This is a genomic window from Sporosarcina sp. FSL W7-1283 (genome assembly GCF_038003105.1).
Classification (GTDB): domain Bacteria; phylum Bacillota; class Bacilli; order Bacillales_A; family Planococcaceae; genus Sporosarcina; species Sporosarcina newyorkensis.
Genome location: NZ_JBBOOL010000001.1, coordinates 159,866 through 177,726, shown reverse-complemented (window position 1 = coordinate 177,726; position 17,861 = coordinate 159,866). Strand labels below are relative to the sequence as shown.

Here is a 17,861-nt window from a genome sequence, read left to right as displayed (position 1 = left end):
TCCATCACTTTCATCATTGATTCCAGACAACGAGTTTCATTTCTGTCATCTCTTCAATGGCATATTTTAGTCCCTCGCGCCCTGTTCCGCTTTCCTTGACACCGCCATAAGGCATTTGATCCACCCGGTATGTGGGTACGTCGTTGATGATGACACCGCCTACTTCCAAGTTTTTCGAAGCATATAAAGCATGCTGTACATTATTTGTATAAATACCGGCTTGCAGACCGAAACGAGAGTCATTGACCAGCTCAACTGCCACCTCTACTGAATCGACTTTATTAACAACAACGATCGGCGCAAATACTTCCTGGCAAGAAACTTTCAGCGCATGATCGGCATTGACGATGATCGTCGGCGCAAGAACTCCGTTTTGTGCATAACCACCGGCAAGAATTTCTGCATCACTTTTCTTTGTTTCCTCAATCCAGTCAAGTGTACGTTCCAATTCTTTCTTTGAGATCAAAGAAGAGATGTACGTATCCTCCGCCAGCGGATCGCCCAGCTTCAATTGCTTTGCAGCAGCCGCAAATTTAGATGTAAATTCTTCATAATGATCTTGATGGACGTAAATACGTTGCGTTGAGATGCATACTTGACCTTGATTTGAGAAAGCCCCCATAACACAACGTTCGATAATCGAATCAATGTCGATATCCTTATCAATAATCAAAGCTGAATTGGATCCCAATTCAAGAGTCGTTTTCTTCAAGCCCGCTTTATTGCTGATACCAATGCCGACACTCGGGCTCCCCGTAAAGGTGATCAATTTTATGCGTTCATCTTTGACGAGAACATCACCAATCACACTGCCTGGTCCAGTAACAACATTCAACACGCCCGCAGGTAGACCTGCATCTTTAAACACTTCCGCAATGAAAAGTGCAGACAATGGGGTTTGCGAAGCCGGCTTCAGAACGATTGGGTTTCCAGCAGCAATTGCCGGTCCTACTTTATGAGCCACCAAGTTCATCGGGAAATTAAAAGGTGTAATGGCACCGACCACACCGATTGGTTCACGCAGCGTATATCCAATCCGTCCTACACCACCCGAAGCAGCATCAAAAGGAATAGTTTCACCATGGATACGCTTCGCTTCTTCTGCAGCGAACTTATAAGTCTCGATTGTTCTTGAGACCTCGCCTCTTGAAAACATGATTGGCTTGGATGATTCATTTGAAATAATAGTTGCTGCTTCCTCTGCTCTTTCCGCAAGGATTCTTGCAGCGTTTTCTAAGATTTCTGCCCGTTGGAATGCGGGCATATTGCCAATCACCTTTCGTGCATTGTACGCAGCTTCAATCGCTTTTTCCGTCAATGCCTGATCCGCCATGGCGATATCGGCGATTTTTTCATCGGAATAAGGAGAGAAAAGAGGTACATAGGTTGGTGCTTCCACGTATTCTCCATTAATCATTAGTTGTTTAGCAGTTGACTTATCAAGTAATTTATTCATTGAGCGCCTCCAGAACCATTTCATGAAATTGTACGATTGCTTGTTCAGATTGAGAGTAGCGGCCTTTTTCAAACGCACGTGATTTGAAGCCGAGTTGCTCTAGCTCAACCAATTCGATATCTTCGAAGCGAACTTGCTCCGCGAATGTCATCAGGTCTTTCTCTTCTTGCGTTAGTTTTTCTAGGCTATCTTCGCTGAAATAGTATGTGTAAACGATTTCAGTATTTTCATGATCGATCGGTACCAATTGAATTGTTGCCATGTTAGCTGGCCCCGGATAAATTGTAAGCATCAAGTTCGGCCACAACCAGAAAAACGATCCGCCTTGCATTTCTGCCTCATCCAGATTCACTTCCCCGTATTGCTTGTCGGGTTTCACCATGGAACCTTGAATCGAATAATTCTCACACGTGATGATTTGGTAATCATCCATATCAAGTGTATCAATGAAGCTTGGGTGTGCCACGTGGCAATGGTCACATTCTAGATAGTTTTCAATAAATGCCTTCCAGTTCGCTTTGATATGACGAGACTTACGGTGAGTAAATTGTAAATTTTTCAGAAACTCAAATTTCCCCAGTCGATCGAAGAAGTCACCATAAGACTCAGCCAACGGCTTTGCATTATCATCCAAGTTAACGAAAATCAAAGATTCAATGACTTCCATTCGAACGGAACGCAGGCAAGCATCTTGTACACAAGCAGCATCCTCTTCACTGCGGAAATTCGGTGCTTTGTTTAAGGCGCCATCTGTTTTGAATGTCCAACCATGATACGAGCATTGTAAAATCTTCTTTTTGCCTGAATCACTTTTCTCAAGTTTTGTCGCTCTGTGCGGACACACATTATAAAACGCACGAAGAACTTCATCTGTTCCTCGGATTATGATAATTGGGTCATCGCCGATCTCAGCAGTGAAAAATGCACCTTTCTTTTCCACTTGGCTCACATGGCCGACCAATTGCCAGCTTTTTGCGAAAATGAGCTCCTTTTCTTTCCCTAACACACTCGGATCTGTGAATAAATTATAAGGCATCGTTTTCTCAAATTTTCTATCTGTTGCATTCTGTACTTTGTTATAAGCCATTTCTCATTCTCCTTTAGGTTTCTATTTCATTTTTTCAGTTAAATTAACTAGCTTCTACTTTCTGACAAGAAAACGGTGTGTCGGACATTTTGATTGAGTTCGTCGGACATCCTTCAAATGCATCTTCCAGATCCTCGATCAAATCCTCAGGGACTTCAGTAGTCCCTTCATTGTCATCTAGCAGCGCATAGGCAAAACCATCAGCTGTGTAATCAAATAAATCAGGTGCAACAGGGTTACACGCTCCGCAAGCGATGCACGTGCTTCGCTCCACCATCGTAAATTGAGCCATATCTCCGCCTCCTACTTTTAATAATCAGTTCGCCCCGACTTTCACTTTCTTCGAAGCTTCTTCTTTATCTCCCATGACACTCGTGCTGTGCAGCGGCTGCATTTTCGCTGTTGGATCTATAAATACTTTGGCACTGCTGACTGCAACCGGTGCCTCTCCAAAACCTGAAGCAATCAGTTTCACTTTGCCTTCATATGTGCAAATATCTCCAACTGCGTAAATTCCTTCGATATTCGTTTCCATTTTCGAGTTCACTACAACAGAGTTTTTTTCTATTTCAAGACTCCAGTCTTTAATGGGTCCGAGAGAAGAGACAAAACCGTAATTGACCAGTACATCATCAACCTCCAGCTCTAAAAGCTCTTCTGTTTTTGAATGTTTGAGGAGCACTTTTTCAATTTTCTCTTCACCTAACAATTCAACCGGAACGTATGGAGTCAACCGCTCTACTTTCGATTGCTTCAAAAGTTCCACGCTATGCTCATGGGCCCGGAATTTGTCGCGGCGATGAATGATTGATGCTTTTTCAGCAATTGGTTCAAGCATGAGTGCCCAATCCACTGCTGAATCTCCGCCGCCGAATAATGCGACCTTTTTTCCTTCGAACTGATTCATATTTTGAACAAAATAATGAATATTTTTTTCTTGAAACTTCTCTTCGCTTTCGATCTCCATTTTGCGTGCTTGGAAGGCTCCATTTCCAGCAGTTATAATAATCGTTCGAGAATAGTGGATTTCTTTATTCGTAGTTAATTTGAATACGCCATCTGCTTCTTTCTCAACTTGCATCACCGTTTCTCCTAAACAGACAGTAGTTTCAAATTGATTCATCTGTTCTATTAGATTGTCTACTAGCTCTTGGGCTCTAACCTTAGGGAATCCCGCAATGTCATAGATATACTTTTCGGGATAAAGAGCGGCAAGCTGACCTCCAAGTTGGGGCAAGCTTTCAATGATCTTAACGGACGTTTGGCGAAGTCCCGCGTAAAATGCTGTGAATAAGCCGACCGGACCGCCGCCAATAATTGTGATGTCGGAAATTTCAGCTGTTCTATTCATGTTGTACCTCCTTGTAGCCATTCATTTGGATAGTGTGATATGTTACGAGGCAACTAGGGATTACCCTTGTTTTTTTCCACGTTACACAATACTATTGCAAGTATTGTGCCAACTTTTAAAATTGGCATAGTAATAAGTTTTCTGTCGTATTTTTTAAAAAACACTGATACAATTGAGTCAAAATCCGCTCAAAAGAATAGCGTTTTTTCCAAAACTGACTCACAAAATGTTTAGGAAGGTGACACCGTATGGCCGATAATACAGAACAACCGAAAATGAATTTATCTCTGGAATCACTACTGAGAATACTGGATTACTCATCAGATGAAATCTTTGTATTGGACAAGGATACAAGGATTGTCTATGTCAATCGGATCTGTGAGAAGCATTATGGAGTTAGGAAAGATGATGTAGTAGGAAGATATAATGACGATTTTTTTAACGAAGGCTACTGGACGCCTTCCGCTGTTCCGCCCGTGCTGGAGAAAAAAGAGCCCGTATCGATTCGGCAGCAAACAAATATCGGCGCTGAGCTGCTGACCAGGGGTTTCCCTATATTGAATGATCAAAATGAGATTGAATATATGGTGTTCACTGCAACTGAAATCAAGGATTTTACACGTCTAACAAAGACGGAGGAAAAACATTTACAGGATAATGTAAAATCAGAATTCACAAATTCCGTTATCACGAACAATCAAAAAGTACGTAAAATCTTAAGTTTTTGTGAAAAAGTCGCTCCTACAGACTCGACTGTATTGGTTCACGGCCAGTCCGGCACCGGCAAAGGCGTTATTGCCTATCATCTGCATAAATTGAGTAAAAGAAAAGACGGTCCTTTTTTAAATGTGAATTGTGCAGCAATCCCAGAGGAATTGCTGGAATCGGAGCTGTTCGGATATACAGCGGGCTCGTTCACAGGAGCTAATAAGGAAGGTAAAATTGGTTTGTTCGAGGCAGCTGATAATGGGACGATATTTTTGGATGAAATCGGAGAATTGGCCTTGCCTTTGCAAGCAAAAGTGCTTCAAGTCATTCAGGATAAGAAGTTTATACCGGTCGGAAGCAATGTGAGTAAAACGGTTAATGTCCGTATTATTGCCGCAACAAATCAAGATCTACTCAAAATGGTCGAAAACAAAACTTTCCGAGAAGATTTATATTACCGGCTCAACGTTATCGATATCCATATGCCGCCCTTGCACGAACGAAAAGAAGATATCGTACCGTTAGCATACAGTTTTTTAAGTAAGTTCAATGAAAAATACAATTCAAACAAAATAATTTCTGAAGAGTGTTTAACAGTACTCTTCCATTATTCATGGCCAGGTAATGTACGCCAGCTAGAAAATCTGATGGAACGACTGGTAATTACAAGCGAAGCAGTCATCGAAGTGGAAGATCTGCCAGAAGTGATTCTAGAGAAGATCAAAGATATCCCTGAATTGGTCTACTCAAATTCATTAGAAAAAGCATTGGATAACGTGGCGGGAACGATGGTCAGAAGATCCTATCAGAAATTTGGATCTTCCAGAGGAGTAGCAACAGATCTTCAAATTAGCCAGTCCAAAGCCTCGCGACTAATTCGTGAATATTGTCAGGGTGAAAAGTGACTATAAAGAATTGAAGCGTTAAGAATCCTAAGCGTGTTTCCCGATTGAAGGCACTCTATGTACAATTAACATATGAATAAAAAAGCTGTTCATAGAAAGTCATATTTTAATGACTTCCCTGAACAGCTCCTTCTTAACTTCTATCAAAACTCGTAACTGCGCTTACTTCGCGAGCACAACATCATTGCATCATATCTTCAATAAGCTCAACAGGTACATAGGTCTTCCAACGTTCAAGCAAATCAGGTGCTACGTCAAATTGACGAAGTGATTTGTTGTAGCCATACGCCTTTTCACCTCGGGTAATCGTGTAAGAACGAGCATCTTTGGATATGATAGCCCCTTTGCCCGTGGACTCGACCTTATATCCAAGTTCCACAGCAAGTGCCCGAAGCGGTACCATCTTCACCCCATTTACCATGTGGTGGTCGGCAGCAATCATTTCCTCGATAATAGAATTCTTTTCGGAATCTGAATCATCTGCATTGCCGTCAAGAACCACTACTTTTTCTGGTGTAGTCTGGGCAGGGATGCTTCTAGTGGTCATCGTATAGAAAACCAGCAAATCCTTTTCTGGTAGATCAGCGGCAGTTACTTCTTTGCCTGAAACACTAGAAAGAACCGTCTTTTCATCCACATTTAATTTCAATGATAGATGTTTACTTAACAAGTCTTCATCAAATGCCTCAACCGCTACGAAACCTGTCTTTTCCGTATCCACAATAACAACATCGGGACTGTACTGTGGTGGATAAATCATAATCATCGGTTTGTCTGCATTCGTGTACGCAACAATCTTATCCCCTTTTTTTAATTCTACCTGTTTGCCGGTGTTATCGAAGACTAGCGTTTCTTTCATAACAGCCAAGACATTCGTCTCTTCACCATCTTTAATTGAATAAAGAGTTGACTGCTCTCCCACCTCAACACTTTCAATCGTCCCTTCAACTTGTACAAATGACGGTTTTACTTGCATCTCTTCTGAATTGCCTCCCTCATTTGCAAAAACTGCAGCGGGTGTAAGTGCTCCACCTACAAGCAGTGCAGACATCGCGAATGGCACAGCTTTCTTCATCTTCATAAAAAACCAACTCCTTTTATGTTTTCATAAGAGTAGTCGTATGAGAATGGATAAAGTTACAAGAATAAAAGTCTTGTAGCTGATCCTAATTTATATTACGAATAAAAACAAGTTCTCAACCGACGTAGAACGGTTTGAGAACTTGTTATAAAGACATCTGTTGGAACTGCCGCCCACGACTTTTGAGAATAGACCCGCTGCGTGCATTGACTCCATTACACCCCCGAGAAAATTAACTATTTACGGCGGCTGGTTGCACAGGTGCTTCCTTTATACTGGTAACAATCACACTGTTAATGGCATTCATGTAAGCCAATGCGCTCGCTTTTAGTATATCTGTATCTGCTGCTTTTGCGATATATGTTTCCCCTTCATGTTCAATCGTAATTTTCACTTTACCCAGTGCGTCTTTCCCTCGCGAAACACTGCTGATATCGTACTCCACCAACTTGACGTTAATTTTCGTTATATCGGCTATCGCGGAATAAAGAGCGTCAATTGGGCCAGAACCGACTGCACTGGACATGAAGACTTTTCCGCCTTTACGAATCTTCACGCTTGCAGAAGGAAAACTTGAATTGCTGACGACTTGTAAGTCTTCATATTCAAAGAAATGGTCGCTGTAATTGGTCACATTCGCCTTTTCATGCTGTTCATAATAATTTTCGACGATTACATATAGATCATGATCATACACTTCTTTCTTCGCATCAGCCAATGCTAGGAAACCTTCGAAAATCCCTTCAAAATCCTTTGGCGCCAACTGGGCAAATCCAAGATTTTCAAGTGCATTTTTCACAGCATGTCGTCCGGACCGCGCTGTTAAAATCAGCTCCATATCATCTAGGCCAACATCTTCGGGATGAACGATCTCATAGGCGTCTCTTGATTTCAGTAAACCGTCCTGATGAATACCAGAAGAATGAGCAAAGGCATTGTCTCCTGTAATCGCTTTGTTCACTTGCACATCCAATCCCATAAAGCTGGATACTAGACGCGATGTATTGATAATTTCTTTTGTGTTAATACGTGTATTTACGTTATAGACAGCATTCCTTGTTTTTAGTGCCATGACCACTTCTTCCAACGCTGCATTGCCAGCGCGCTCGCCAATTCCATTAATCGTACACTCTACTTTATCCGCGCCGTTTTTGACAGCTGCCAAAGTATTGGCCGTTGCCATACCTAAGTCATTATGGCAGTGAACGCTCAGTAAAACGTTAGGATTCAAATTTTTCATTCGATCATTTAATTTGTAAATCATTGCACCGAATTCCTCAGGTTCAGCAAAGCCCACCGTGTCGGGCACGTTAATCATGGTAGCCCCCGCCTTCATGACAGCTTCGATGGTTTTCCATAAATATTCAAACTCGGAGCGTGAAGCATCCTCCGTTGAATATTGTACTTCCGGCAATAGGCTTTTTGCGTATTTTACTGCATCCACGCCAATTTGCAGGATTTGATCTTTGGATTTATTGAATTTCTTCTCCACGTGGATGTCAGACGTACCAAGCACCATATGAATCATAGGGTTTTCAGCATATTTTACCGCGTTGTAAACCGAATCGATATCTGCTTGAACTGCACGCGCCAATGCGGTAATCATTATATCGCTTGTGTTACCTACTTTCTGGGCAACTGCTTGGACCGCGTCAAAATCACCTTGAGAGGATGCAGGAAATCCAGCTTCAATAATATCGACACCTAATTTCTTGAGCTGCTGTGCGATCTCTACTTTTTCATAAAGATTCAGTTTAGCTCCCGGCACCTGCTCGCCATCACGTAACGTTGTATCAAATACCCAAATTTTTCTACTCATTTCTCTGCACTCCTTTTTTAGTAAAATAAAAAACCCCGCCTCTATATCGAAATATAGAGACGAGGTTATACTCGCGGTACCACTCTAATTGACCTGTCGTATAGACAAATCCACTTATCGACAGCCATCACTGTCTATCCCGATAACGGAGGAAACCGACATCCCTTACTATCAAACGTTCAGGGAGTAACTCCTGGATGAGTTCAAAATGTGCGCCTGCTGATTTTCACCAACCATCAGCTCTCTAAAAAGACACAAACACTTCTACTAGTTCCATTCTTGGTCTGCAATGTGTTATTGAAAGCAATGATACGACGGATATTTCAGATTGTCAACAGTTTTCTGATAACTATTTTAAAAGTATTTATTCGTTCAACCAATTTCAGCTCCTCGCACCAATAAAAAAACCACCCGCACTTGACGGATGGTAAGAGTTTGCAAATAAATGCTGTATTAGTAACTCCGGTGAAAACTTGTTACATTTTTAAATTACGCGTGAACAGTCAGTTCGAGTAAACGATTAGCAGAAGCTTTTACTTCTTCCATGCCTGAAGCAATGATTTCTCCCGCTTTATCAGGCATTGCGTTGTGGCCTTCTATAATCACTTCATCAATGATTTGCATACCGAAGACACCACCGACGACATTGCGCATATAGTTAACAGCCATCTCCATTGGAGCCGCTTCAGGAGCTGAGTAAATACCGCCACGAGCGTTTAGGAAGATTGCCTTTTTCTCTGTCATTAAGCTGACCAGGTTACCTTCAGCATCGTATTTAAATGTAAAACCAGCAGCATACACATAATCGATGAATGTCTGTAATTTAGCCGGGATTGTTAGATTCCAAAGTGGGAATGCAAACACAATTACGTCAGCAGCTGAGACTGCATCCATTGCCTTTTGTTTTGCAGCTAAAAGGCGTGATTCAATTTTTGTTAATTCTCCACCGTTTTGCACTTTACCGAAAGCATTAAAGATTTCTTGTCCAAAATAAGGCGTGTCTTCTTCAAAAACGTCGTAAGTTATAACGTTGACGTCTTTACCCTCTAATTCAGCCATAAATGTTTCGTACATTTTACTTGAAACCGCTTCTGTAGCGGGACGATTGTTTGCTTTTACTACTAAAATGTTCATACTCAAAACTCTCCCCTTGTATCTATTTCTCTTGCTGTATATCTTTATTATAATTTGGTAACCACTTTTACATAAGTACGCACTTAAAAGTGGCATAGTATCAAAAAGTATACTACTAATAATAAAGTTATTTTTTTACGATGTCACTCAATTAATCTTGGACTTTTTGCATTTTACGTAATGTATGTGCAGTACCCCATTCATGCATCGCTGTTAAAATAGGTTCTAAACTCTTTCCATAGTCCGTCATGGAATACTCTACCTTCGGCGGCACTTGGGGGTAGACTTTTCGACTGATAATATCCTCTTCCTCTAGTTCACGAAGCTGAGTGGTTAACATTTTCTGTGTGATTCCTGGCACCCTTCTTTTAAGCTCACTGAATCTATGCGTACCTTCATGCAGTAGAACCAATAATATGATCGGCTTCCACTTTCCTACCAAGATGCCAAGCGCATCTTCTACTCGACATAGCTCCGGTTGCACTGCCATCTATTATCACCCTCTAGTAGTATCTTTTTATACACTACATGACTTGTAATCATGTACTTCCAATAACGCATCCAAAAATTTATATTAACATTATAGAAATGGTTTTGAAAGGGTTGATAAACCTGGAAATTTATTATATTTACCCACTGTTGCTGTTTGACTACTGGTATTCATCTTTTCAAGAGCGAATATCATGTAACTAGCTACGTACAAAGCAAAAACCATTGCCCTACCGAACAAAAAGTAAGGGGTTTCCCTTTCAGTACGCATCCCTGACTGAAGGGGAAATCCCAAAGAGTACGCCAGGTGGATGGATTAGCTGTTTCCTTTAGAGTGCTTCAAAATAACCCCGAAGCAAATAAGAGGTCCATTTACACTGGGGGTGATTTCGGATATTTTCAAGTAAACCTTTTACAATCGCAGGGCTTAACGCTGGTTCGATTAACTGTTGCTTGAGGAGGATTAATGACTCTTTTTCAATAGATTCTTCAATTTCATTTATATTTTGTTCAATGAGTTCAAGGATTTGATCCTTCGTTGCTTCTTTTCCCTTTGATTGGTGAAGCAGTTGAACCAGCTCAGTTGAAATGAACGGGATTGTAATATTTCTTGCCAGTACATTTGTTTTTTCCACAAGCGACCGGGCTAGTAAATCTAAATCCAACGGTAAATTGTGAAATAAAAACAACTCTGCGTATGTTTTCATAAAGCCTTTAACACAGTACATTACGTCATGCTTTGTCTGATGGATCTCATCACCATATAGCCTTTCAACCATCGATAAAATTATTTTATCCATTGCTTGGTCGTAGATATGGCTCTTTTGAAGAAATTCCTCATTAAATGATCGTATTTGTTCTTTAATAAGAATCTTGGCAAAATCAGCGTGTTTACTAAAGGAATTGAAAATAGTGTAATAAAATTTATATAAAAGGTCTTCTTTATTTTTTGTGTTTTTGACCACATAGTCAATATCTGAGGTGAACTGCATCATAAAGTAATCAATCAATGCCAAAATCAATTCGTCTTTAGATTTAAACGTTAGATAGAATGCACCTTTTGAAATACCACATTCATCGGTTATTTGTTGCACTGATGTTGCTTCAAAGCCTTTTTCTGCAAATAATTCTATTGCCTTCTCCATAATCAGCTGTTTTTTTGTCATGAGTATCTGATCGCTCCTAAGGTTTTTCGTTGACATGTGACTTATTAGTCATTAGTATAGGAAATTGAATGAGGTTAGTCAAATAAGGGAAGGTGTAAGAGTGAAAGGTTTAGTCAATTTCGTCCTAAAGAATAAATTAGCAGTTTGGTTGCTAACAATCATCATTGTTGCATCGGGTATCTATTCAGGTACAAAGATGAAAACAGAGACACTTCCGGATATATCAATTCCATTTTTAATGGTTATGGATGTCTATCCAGGAGCCACCCCTGAGCAAGTCATGGAAGACGTTTCCATGCCGTTAGAAAAAGCAGTCGAAAATCTCGAGCATGTGAAATCCGTTTATTCAAATTCTTATTCGAATGTATCCAATATTCAAGTAGAATACGAGTACGGCATAGACATGGATGAGGCTAAACGCGCATTAGACGCTGCATTAGATGAAGTGTCCTTGCCTGAAGAGGCCGAAAAACCAACGATTACAGCACTTAGCATGAATATGATGCCAGTCGTTGCATTAAGTGTAAGTAGTACGACTGAAGATATTGTGGATCTAACATCTACTGTTGAAGATATTTTACTTCCAAAGATCAACAAAATCGATGGCGTGGCATCTGCAACGATTACAGGCCAACATATTGAAGAAGTACAACTTACGTACGATGATAAAAAGATGGCAGAACTGGATATTACGCCAGATACAGTGAAAGAAATGATCCAAGCGAGTGACTTGGCGGTGTCATTAGGTCTTTATGAATTTAATGAAGGTGAGCAGGCTGTTGCGGTAGACGGCAAGTTCATGACAGCAACTGAATTAAAGGGTATGCTGATTCCTGTAACACCATCCGAAAGTAATCCATCACCTTTTGTGACGCTTGGTGACATTGCGACAATTGAAGTTGTCGGTAAAGTAGAATCCGTTTCAAGAACAAATGGCGAAGATGCCATTGCCATTCAAATTCTGAAAGGGCAACAAGCCAACACGGTGGATGTTGTCAATGCCGTAAAAAAATTAATCAAAGAAGAAGAGAAGTCAATTGACGGTCTTGTCGTCGACGTATCACTCGATCAAGGAGAGCCAATTGAAAAATCTGTTTCAACAATGATTGAGAAGGCGTTATTTGGTGGAGCAATTGCAATATTAATCATCCTGCTCTTCCTACGCGATTTTAAATCAACGATTATTTCAATTGTATCTATTCCGGTATCAATTTTCATGGCTTTACTGCTATTAAATTGGATGGATATTACGTTAAATATTATGACGCTCGGCGCAATTACCGTGGCGATCGGTCGGGTAATTGATGACTCAATTGTCGTCGTGGAAAATATATATCGGCGCTTGCATTTGAAAACAGAGAAGTTATCAGGACGCGCACTTGTACGTGAAGCGACGATTGAAATGTTCAAACCAATTATGTCCTCAACTCTTGTAACAGTTGCGGTATTTGCACCACTTATTTTTGTAGGTGGGATGGTTGGTGAGTTGTTCATGCCATTCGCATTAACGATGACATTTGCACTCGGTGCCTCGTTAATTGTTGCCATTACAATTGTTCCTGCGTTATCTCATTTCCTATTTAGGAAAAAGCTATATGGTGAAAAAACAGAAAGTAACCATAAGGAAGCTGGAAAACTAGCCAATTGGTATAAAGGCATCCTTAGCTGGACGCTAAATCATAAAGTCATCACTTCTATCATCTCAATTGTATTGTTAGCTGGAAGTGTGGCGTTGACACCATTAATTGGGTTTAGCTTTATGGGTAGTGAAGAAGAGAAAACGATGTACCTAACGTATACACCCGAGACAGGCGAGTTAATGGAAGATACGTTGGCGAATATTGAAGTTGTAGAACAAGAGTTATTAAAGCGTGACGATATTGATATTGTCCAGTTATCTGTCACGGATGCGGGAGACCCAATGTCTGCAATGATGGGCGGAGGTTCGAATGGTGCACTAATGTTCCTCATCTTTGATCCAGACATGAAGAACTTCCCTGAAGCTCGCTCAGAAATCGAAGACTATGTATTCGACATTGGCCAAACTGGAGAGTGGAAGAGCCAAGATTTCACTTCGATGGGCGCGTCTACAAATGAAGTCAGCTACACTTTCTACAGTGAAAATTTAGACAAACTAAATGAAGCCGTAAAAATGGTAGAAGACGTTATGAATGATAACAACCGTTTAGAAGATGTTTCTTCAAGTGCAAAAGACGCGTACGTTGAGTACAAACTCAAGGTAGAGCAAGATGAATTGCTTCAGTACGGGCTAACGACAGGGCAAATTGTCATGATGTTAAACCCAACAAGAACTCAAGATGTCTTAACGACAATTGAAAAAGAAGGAAATTCATTAAAAGTGATTGTACAACAGGAAGAGGCTGTTCAACCAAAATCGATTGATGATTTATTAGAAACAGAAGTACCAACGGCACTTGGTACAACAATGAAACTTTCAGAACTTGTAGAAGTTGAGCAAGGAACAACGCTCAATGAACTTGCCCGAAGCCAAGGGGAATACTACGCAACAGTTTCAGGAAAAATTCTGGATGATGATATTTCAAAAGCTACATCAGAAGTCGATAAGGCAATTGATAAATTAGATTTACCGAAAGGTGTAACAGTCGATGTAGCAGGTGTTGCTGCAGATATGACAGAAACGTTTACACAACTAATTGTGGCGATGCTAGCGGCTATTGCCATCGTGTACTTCATCTTGGTTGTTACATTCCGTGAAGGGGTTGCACCGTTTGCCATTCTCTTCTCGTTACCATTTGCAGTAATTGGTTCATTTGTCGGTTTATTAATTGCTGGCGAAACCATCTCTATCTCTGTCATGATGGGGCTATTGATGTTAATTGGTATCGTTGTAACGAACGCGATCGTCCTGGTGGACCGGATTATCCGTATGGAACGTACTGGCATGAAAATGCGCGAAGCAGTTCTTGAAGCGGGCGCAACGCGTCTACGTCCAATTTTAATGACCGCAATCGCTACAATCGGTGCGCTCATTCCGTTGGCAATTGGATCCGGCGGTGGCGGCGGTTTGATATCCAAAGGACTTGGGATCACAGTAATCGGTGGGTTAATCAGTTCAACTTTGTTAACCTTAATTGTTGTGCCAATCGTTTATGAGATATTATCTAAGCTCTTCAAGAAAAACCGTATGGAAATAGAAGAAGACTAACTGAAAAGCCCTACAAGGAATTGTGTTTCCTTGTAGGGCTTTTTTTAACAAAATGACTGTTACCATATCACAGTAGGAGTAGCTTAATTGCTGCGAAACAAATTATCCCTTTGTACCAAAAAAACACCGGTACCTGTACGCAATAAGACAGTAGTTGATGTGACAAGTTCATTCAAGAGGCAAGCCCCAAAATTAGCAACTTCGACCTGTACATCTACCTGATGATTCAATTGTTGAATTTGTTCATACAAGCGTTGGAGCGGTTGAAGCGATTCCATTCTCTCTTTGTAAAGAATGACATCGATATCACTCTCTTCCGTACAAGCATGAATTCCTGTAGCCATCGTAAAACCTACACTTCCTCCAATTCCCCAACGGATACCGCGGCATATTTGTCTGAGATGTACAATTGTCTGTTCATGACTTTTTGGTATTTGTCCAAAAGTCGCCTGTTCTGGTGTTATTACTTTTTGTATATTATCTAAAGGTGTCAGGGCAGCAAATCGCTTGGTGCGATCATTCCCCCTGAATCCAATGGGAACAATATTTTCGAGTGTTTTCATACGTCGGACAACCGCTATGTTTTTTGCCGTTTTTTCTGTTAACACCCAATCAGGTATAGATTCTCTGCTTTCAATCGCAAGGGCAGATTCCAAATATACGATGTCGTGCACTTTTACTTCCATTGTGAATTTATAGCATTCCGTACAGCAATTGAAGCTTTGCGGCCTTTCTTAACAGCCTCTGGCGATTGAAGACGGATACGCAATGAACGGTCAGTGGATTGCAATATATCATTAGTAGCTGATTGGATGGATTCCTTTACCTGCTGCAATTGCTCATTGGACGGTAGATCGGCATTAATACCTTGAAGCAATTCATGAATCGCACCTAGCGATTTAAAAGAATGAACATCATATGCCATAGATGGAACAGTTTTTGCAAACTCTTCTAATTCTTCAACCGTGCGCATCGTCACTAAAGCAGCAGACTTTTTCGACATGACATGTACTTGAACTTGATCATCATCAAATGCAAGGATACGATTACCTTGCATACCATGTGATAGAAATGCTCCGGAAATTGCTTTGCCTACAACCAACGTTACGATAGGGTGACCCTGCTGACGGGCAGTGGCATATGCCTCTACACTAGCAGAACATGCTAAATAAATACCGAATAGTTCTTCATGGTAACCAAATGCTTGCCCCGGTACATCGACTATTGGTACGATAACTCTTTTTTCCTTAGAACCAGCATCTTCTTCAACGGCTTCGCGCACATACTTTGCGACTGTCCAAGCTTCCACTAATCCAAATTCACCATGTCTTGCTCGATAAAATTTATTTCCTTCGTCCGGAACGACAGCAATATATCGAAACTTTTTTCCATCCTGCTCTTTATCAGCAACCAATACTGTTGGTGTCGGTGAAATAGATGGCGCATGATCCGTAAGAACGTTGAACCAAGTACGTCCTCGACTTGCTGTTTTTCCATTGCTCGTGTCATACTTTATTTCAATAACCTTGGTACGATTTTGCAATAGAGTTCTGGATACTGAAGGATCTATTTTTCCATCTAAAGAAAGTTCATGCAACATACTTAAGAATTCTTCATACTGCAACGTTCGATTGGCGAATGTCGGGTTACTCCATACAGATTCAATTGCTTCTATATAGTTGGGTACATCGTCCTCCACAACCCGATCCACCAATCCACTCTTCAAGCGACCTTTACCGCCAATCATTTCCCAAATGAATTGCTTATTTTTTGAATTCAGTTCTTGAATTCCCGCTTCTTGCTCTACTACTTCGGGTCCGTTCATTCCCAATCGGCCTTCTCTTGTCATCACAAGGGCAGAACATAATCCTGCAGTCAGAGACATGCCGCCAAATGAACCAATTTTACCTGGAATAATGCCAACCACTGGAACGTACTCTTTCAAAGCCACTATAGCAGAGCTGATTTCAGCTATAGATAACAATCCATAGTTTGCTTCTTGCAGCCGAACTCCGCCTGTGTCATAAATGATAATCGGATAAATTAAGTTACCATTTTGGCAGTCCTCAAGCGCCTTTTCCAATGCTCCTGCAAATTTAGCACCCGAAACTTCACCGATCCCTCCCCCCTGAAAACTACCCTCAATTGAAATAATTAATGTATGTCTCCCTTGAATTGTCCCTTTCATGATAACCATGCCGTCATCACTCTGAGGTACTATGTTCTGTGCTTCCAAGTGCGGGGATTCAAATCGATCAAACGGTCCTAACAATTCTCTTGCCGACCCTTCATCCAATATGGCTTGCGCTCGTTCTCTCGCTTTGCTTTCTACAAGACTAACAGGCAATGTACTAACCATTCATACTCACCTCCGCAGCTTGAGCTAACCGAATTGAAACTACACCGGGAGTAGCTCCGAAATCATTAATTGTTATAGAAGCAAGAATTTGTTGTTGGGCCATAAAACGTTCGATTACTCTTTTCCAAGTATCCGAATAACCAGTAATTCCAGTACGAATTTCAACAACCGTTTCTTCGCCTTTGGTTGGTTCCAGCAAAATTTCCAAATCACCTGACCCTACGACTCCAACATGTGTCTTACGTTGAATGGGTCGATTTGCCGGAAATGTATAAGTCAACTTCTCCATATCGCACACTCCTTTGATTTTTCGAGATCCAATTTGAAATAAAAAATGTTGCTGCCAATAAATCCGCCGAACCGCCAGGCGAGATCCATCGCTTTATAAACTCATCGTCTAGACGAAACAGTGCTTCATCGGAGAAGTTTTGAATTGCTTTACCAGCTTCCTTCTGCGCATAGTCTAATGCTTCCAATCCTCCCCTGTGAGCTAAGCAAGTATCGTTCAAATTCGATACCAGTGCCAGCAAGGTCAGCAGTTTCGCCACTGTGGATGTACGCGTTTCACGCATCTTCTTATAAGTAGGATAGCTAAAGTTCTTAATATGCGGAAAGCCTGATTGAGCTTCCTCCCTTGCGCCGGGCATTCCATACTTTTTCTTCACGTTTCCCCCATTCGTTTGTTGAACGGGAATCAACCGATCCGTTAGTTTAGCAAGCTCCGCAGCATCATCTAGTACTTGCGGAAATGAAATGTCCCCTTTTCGACGGGCTATCGCAGTACACAGCAATCCGATTGACCAAATAGCCCCTTTATGTGTGTTGACTCCATTTGTAACCGCATACATCCTCTTTTCACCTATACGCCCAATTGCACCAAATTGCTCACGCAAAAGGACTGTCGGCGATTTATCATAATGAAGATCAGCCATCTTATAAAATGTATCGTGCAAACAGATTGCAGATTCTCGCATCATTGGAATATTCAAGTCTAGATGTGAGCCATTATTACGCATATCAACCAGACCTGGTTTAGGTGTTAACTCTACCTCTTCAAGCAGTGCTGCCACAGCTTCATCCGCTATTTCCTTACATATCTTTTGGCGCACTTCAATCCTC

Annotated in this window: 15 protein-coding genes and 1 other annotated feature; of the genes, 2 read left to right on the top strand and 13 right to left on the bottom strand. The window is 41.1% G+C overall.

From position 1 onward, the window contains the following. Positions 1-13: 13 nt before the first annotated feature. The 4 genes from MKY93_RS00805 to MKY93_RS00790 are packed head-to-tail and all read right to left on the bottom strand — an operon-like array spanning position 14 to position 3,894. Positions 14-1,456, bottom strand: a complete 1,443-nt coding sequence (locus MKY93_RS00805; RefSeq protein ID WP_340757901.1) for an aldehyde dehydrogenase family protein — start codon at positions 1,454-1,456, stop codon at positions 14-16. After that, complete coding sequence (locus tag MKY93_RS00800) at positions 1,449-2,543, bottom strand: aromatic ring-hydroxylating oxygenase subunit alpha (RefSeq protein WP_340757899.1); 1,095 nt, start codon at positions 2,541-2,543, stop codon at positions 1,449-1,451. The genes MKY93_RS00805 and MKY93_RS00800 overlap by 8 nt, the downstream gene beginning before the upstream one ends. A 43-nt stretch (positions 2,544-2,586) precedes the next feature. Beyond that, positions 2,587-2,835 (bottom strand): ferredoxin, encoded by a 249-nt coding sequence (locus tag MKY93_RS00795; RefSeq protein WP_078817639.1) that lies wholly within the window; start codon positions 2,833-2,835, stop codon positions 2,587-2,589. A 24-nt stretch (positions 2,836-2,859) separates the two neighbouring features. Next, the gene (locus MKY93_RS00790; RefSeq protein ID WP_340757896.1) at positions 2,860-3,894 is read right to left on the bottom strand and encodes an NAD(P)/FAD-dependent oxidoreductase; all 1,035 of its coding nucleotides are present in this window, start codon (positions 3,892-3,894) and stop codon (positions 2,860-2,862) included. A 248-nt stretch (positions 3,895-4,142) separates the two neighbouring features. On the opposite strand from MKY93_RS00790, the gene MKY93_RS00785 reads away from it, so the two are divergent. After that, positions 4,143-5,507 (top strand): sigma-54 interaction domain-containing protein, encoded by a 1,365-nt coding sequence (locus MKY93_RS00785; RefSeq protein WP_340757894.1) that lies wholly within the window; start codon positions 4,143-4,145, stop codon positions 5,505-5,507. Between the two features lie 181 nt (positions 5,508-5,688). Here MKY93_RS00785 and MKY93_RS00780 read toward each other — a convergent pair whose 3' ends face one another. From MKY93_RS00780 to MKY93_RS00760, 5 genes are all read right to left on the bottom strand, one after another. Then, on the bottom strand, positions 5,689-6,588 hold the full coding sequence (locus tag MKY93_RS00780) for a stalk domain-containing protein (RefSeq protein WP_340757892.1): 900 nt from the start codon (positions 6,586-6,588) through the stop codon (positions 5,689-5,691). Positions 6,589-6,820: 232 nt separating this feature from the next. Further along, the gene (locus MKY93_RS00775; RefSeq protein ID WP_340757890.1) at positions 6,821-8,407 is read right to left on the bottom strand and encodes a 2-isopropylmalate synthase; all 1,587 of its coding nucleotides are present in this window, start codon (positions 8,405-8,407) and stop codon (positions 6,821-6,823) included. Between the two features lie 52 nt (positions 8,408-8,459). Then, positions 8,460-8,697: a binding site (T-box leader), on the bottom strand. 199 nt (positions 8,698-8,896) lie between these two features. Beyond that, complete coding sequence (locus MKY93_RS00770; protein ID WP_040758692.1) at positions 8,897-9,541, bottom strand: FMN-dependent NADH-azoreductase; 645 nt, start codon at positions 9,539-9,541, stop codon at positions 8,897-8,899. Between the two features lie 151 nt (positions 9,542-9,692). Continuing rightward, positions 9,693-10,031 (bottom strand): winged helix-turn-helix transcriptional regulator, encoded by a 339-nt coding sequence (locus tag MKY93_RS00765; protein WP_009766622.1) that lies wholly within the window; start codon positions 10,029-10,031, stop codon positions 9,693-9,695. Between the two features lie 328 nt (positions 10,032-10,359). Continuing rightward, entirely contained in the window at positions 10,360-11,196 is an 837-nt protein-coding gene (locus MKY93_RS00760) for a TetR/AcrR family transcriptional regulator (RefSeq protein WP_340757885.1), read from the bottom strand. A gap of 100 nt (positions 11,197-11,296) precedes the next feature. Between MKY93_RS00760 and MKY93_RS00755 the strand changes: the two genes are divergently transcribed. Further along, on the top strand, positions 11,297-14,383 hold the full coding sequence (locus tag MKY93_RS00755) for an efflux RND transporter permease subunit (protein ID WP_340757883.1): 3,087 nt from the start codon (positions 11,297-11,299) through the stop codon (positions 14,381-14,383). 83 nt (positions 14,384-14,466) lie between these two features. Here MKY93_RS00755 and MKY93_RS00750 read toward each other — a convergent pair whose 3' ends face one another. From MKY93_RS00750 to MKY93_RS00735, 4 genes are read right to left on the bottom strand one after another with little or no spacing between them, the layout of a single operon-like run. Further along, positions 14,467-15,069: a malonate decarboxylase holo-ACP synthase gene (locus MKY93_RS00750; protein ID WP_340757881.1), complete on the bottom strand. Its 603-nt coding sequence runs from the start codon at positions 15,067-15,069 to the stop codon at positions 14,467-14,469. Continuing rightward, complete coding sequence (locus tag MKY93_RS00745; RefSeq protein WP_340757879.1) at positions 15,060-16,742, bottom strand: biotin-independent malonate decarboxylase subunit beta; 1,683 nt, start codon at positions 16,740-16,742, stop codon at positions 15,060-15,062. Before MKY93_RS00745 ends, MKY93_RS00750 begins: the two co-directional genes overlap by 10 nt. Next, positions 16,735-17,031 (bottom strand): malonate decarboxylase subunit delta, encoded by a 297-nt coding sequence (locus MKY93_RS00740; protein WP_078817649.1) that lies wholly within the window; start codon positions 17,029-17,031, stop codon positions 16,735-16,737. The genes MKY93_RS00745 and MKY93_RS00740 overlap by 8 nt, the downstream gene beginning before the upstream one ends. After that, entirely contained in the window at positions 16,982-17,851 is an 870-nt protein-coding gene (locus MKY93_RS00735; RefSeq protein WP_078817650.1) for a triphosphoribosyl-dephospho-CoA synthase, read from the bottom strand. The genes MKY93_RS00740 and MKY93_RS00735 overlap by 50 nt, the downstream gene beginning before the upstream one ends. Positions 17,852-17,861 lie beyond the last annotated feature (10 nt).

Bases quoted from the DNA above. Each gene is read 5' to 3' on its own strand.
- MKY93_RS00805 (WP_340757901.1), bottom strand. From the start codon at position 1,456: ATGAATAAATTACTTGATAAGTCAACTGCTAAACAACTAATGATTAAT.
- MKY93_RS00800 (WP_340757899.1), bottom strand. From the start codon at position 2,543: ATGGCTTATAACAAAGTACAGAATGCAACAGATAGAAAATTTGAGAAA.
- MKY93_RS00795 (WP_078817639.1), bottom strand. From the start codon at position 2,835: ATGGCTCAATTTACGATGGTGGAGCGAAGCACGTGCATCGCTTGCGGA.
- MKY93_RS00790 (WP_340757896.1), bottom strand. From the start codon at position 3,894: ATGAATAGAACAGCTGAAATTTCCGACATCACAATTATTGGCGGCGGT.
- MKY93_RS00785 (WP_340757894.1), top strand. From the start codon at position 4,143: ATGGCCGATAATACAGAACAACCGAAAATGAATTTATCTCTGGAATCA.
- MKY93_RS00780 (WP_340757892.1), bottom strand. From the start codon at position 6,588: ATGAAGATGAAGAAAGCTGTGCCATTCGCGATGTCTGCACTGCTTGTA.
- MKY93_RS00775 (WP_340757890.1), bottom strand. From the start codon at position 8,407: ATGAGTAGAAAAATTTGGGTATTTGATACAACGTTACGTGATGGCGAG.
- MKY93_RS00770 (WP_040758692.1), bottom strand. From the start codon at position 9,541: ATGAACATTTTAGTAGTAAAAGCAAACAATCGTCCCGCTACAGAAGCG.
- MKY93_RS00765 (WP_009766622.1), bottom strand. From the start codon at position 10,031: ATGGCAGTGCAACCGGAGCTATGTCGAGTAGAAGATGCGCTTGGCATC.
- MKY93_RS00760 (WP_340757885.1), bottom strand. From the start codon at position 11,196: ATGACAAAAAAACAGCTGATTATGGAGAAGGCAATAGAATTATTTGCA.
- MKY93_RS00750 (WP_340757881.1), bottom strand. From the start codon at position 15,069: ATGGAAGTAAAAGTGCACGACATCGTATATTTGGAATCTGCCCTTGCG.
- MKY93_RS00745 (WP_340757879.1), bottom strand. From the start codon at position 16,742: ATGGTTAGTACATTGCCTGTTAGTCTTGTAGAAAGCAAAGCGAGAGAA.
- MKY93_RS00740 (WP_078817649.1), bottom strand. From the start codon at position 17,031: ATGGAGAAGTTGACTTATACATTTCCGGCAAATCGACCCATTCAACGT.